This is a genomic window from Curtobacterium pusillum (assembly GCF_013359865.1).
In the GTDB taxonomy this organism is placed as follows: domain Bacteria; phylum Actinomycetota; class Actinomycetes; order Actinomycetales; family Microbacteriaceae; genus Curtobacterium; species Curtobacterium pusillum.
Window position 1 is genome coordinate 1 of the sequence record NZ_JABMCE010000039.1, and the last position, 1,984, is coordinate 1,984.

The window sequence follows — 1,984 nt, forward strand, 5'->3', positions numbered from 1 at the left end:
GACGTGATCGATCTCGACCTCAGCTACACGCCGCCGCTCGGGTCCCCGTGGGACGCCGTGCAGGTCGCCGCGCAGGGCTGGGAGCGCGCCGCCGCGGCGGCGAATCAGGCTGCGGTGACGGACTGATGGTGATGGCTGTGGTCGCGGCGGCGATCTTCGTCGCGACGCTCGTGGTGGTGATCTGGCAGCCCAAGGGCTTCCCGATCGGGTACACGGCGCTCATCGGCGCCGTCATCGCCCTCGCCACCACCGTCGTCGGCCTCTCCGACGTCCCGACCGTGGTCGGGATCGTGTGGAACGCGACACTGACGTTCGTCGCGGTGGTGCTGATCTCGTTGATCCTCGACGAGGCCGGGTTCTTCGAGTGGGCTGCCCTCCACGTTGCCCGCTGGGGTCGCGGCAACGGACGGCTGCTGTTCGTGCTGATCGTCGGCCTCGGCGCCGTCATCGCGGCGGTGTTCGCCAACGACGGGGCCGCGCTGATCCTCACCCCGATCGTCGTCGGGATGCTCCGGGCCCTGAACATGCCGCGGAAGGCGGCGCTCGGGTTCATCCTCGCCACCGGGTTCATCGCCGACACCGGCAGCTTGCCGCTGGTGGTGTCGAACCTGGTCAACATCGTCTCCGCCGACTACTTCCACCTCGGCTTCGCCGAGTACGCGGCCGTCATGATCCCCGTCGGCATCGTCTCCGTCCTCGCGTCCCTCGGCATGCTGCTGCTCTACTTCGGCAAGAGCATCCCGAAGCGGTACGACGTCCTCGCCCTCACCAGCCCTGCCGCGGCGGTGAAGGACCGGGCGACGTTCCGTGCCGGCTGGGTCGTCCTGGCGCTGCTGCTGGTCGGGTACTTCGCCGCCGACCCGCTCGGCGTCCCGCTCGCGGCCGTCGCCGGTGTCGGGGCGGTCGTGATCGTCGCCGTGGCGGCCCGGCAGCCCGCGTTCCTCTTCGCCCGTGCGGAGGCTGCCCCGGTCCTCGTCACCACGGGCGGCACCGCCACCGTCACCGCCGGCGGCGCTGGGTCGGGTGCGCCGTCGGGTCGGGTGATTCCGGTGTGGAAGACGATCCGGGAGGCGCCGTGGCAGATCGTGCTGTTCTCCATCGGCATGTACCTCGTCGTCTACGGCCTCCAGAACCAGGGGCTCACTGACCACCTCGCGAAGCTGTTCGACGTGTTCGGTGACCACGGGGTCCTCGTCACCGCGCTCGGCGTCGGGTTCACCATCGCGATCCTCGCGTCCCTGATGAACAACATGCCCACCGTCCTCATCGCCGCCCTCGCCATCGGCGGCGCCGGCGCGACCGGGCTCACCCACGAGGTGATGGTCTACGCCAACGTGATCGGCTCCGACCTCGGTCCGAAGATCACCCCCATCGGGTCCCTCGCGACGCTGCTGTGGTTGCACGTGCTGGAGAAGAAGGGCATCCACATCGGGTGGGGGCAGTACTTCCGCACCGGCATCGTCCTCACCATCCCCGTTCTCGCCGTCACCCTCGCCGCCCTCGCCGGCTGGCTCACCCTCATCCGCTGAACCCGGAAAGACACACACCCATGAGTGACAAGCCCACGATCCTGTTCGTCTGCGTCCACAACGCCGGACGCTCCCAGATGGCCGCCGGCTATGCCCAGGCCCTCGGCGGCGACCGCGTCGAGGTTCTCTCCGCCGGCTCCGAGCCGAAGGACCAGATCAACCCGATCGCGATCCAGGCGATGGCCGAAGCCGGCATCGACATCGCCGGCAACCAGCCGAAGATCCTCACCACCGACGCGGTCCGCGACTCTGACGCCGTCATCACCATGGGCTGCGGCGACGCGTGCCCGATCTTCCCCGGCAAGCGATACGAGGACTGGGACCTCACCGACCCCGCCGGCCGCGGCATCGAGGACGTCCGCCCCATCCGCGACGACATCAAGCACCGCGTCCAGACGCTCCTCGCCGAGCTGCTGCCCGCCGAAGCAACCGCGTAACGACCAGGAAGCCGCAGA

2 protein-coding genes are annotated in these 1,984 nt (G+C 69.5%); both read left to right on the forward strand.

Annotated features, from left to right (window positions below):
* Positions 1 to 131 precede the first annotated feature (131 nt).
* A complete protein-coding gene (locus HP507_RS01010; protein WP_175350016.1) occupies positions 132 to 1,529 on the forward strand; it encodes an arsenic transporter in 1,398 nt (465 codons plus the stop codon).
* Positions 1,530 to 1,549: 20 nt separating this feature from the next.
* On the forward strand, positions 1,550 to 1,966 hold the full coding sequence (locus HP507_RS01015; protein WP_175350017.1) for an arsenate reductase ArsC: 417 nt from the start codon (positions 1,550 to 1,552) through the stop codon (positions 1,964 to 1,966).
* The last annotated feature ends 18 nt before the right edge of the window (positions 1,967 to 1,984 follow it).

Coding starts and splice junctions, on each gene's coding strand:
- HP507_RS01010 (WP_175350016.1), top strand. CDS start 132: ATGGCTGTGGTCGCGGCGGCGATCTTCGTCGCGACGCTCGTGGTGGTG.
- HP507_RS01015 (WP_175350017.1), top strand. CDS start 1,550: ATGAGTGACAAGCCCACGATCCTGTTCGTCTGCGTCCACAACGCCGGA.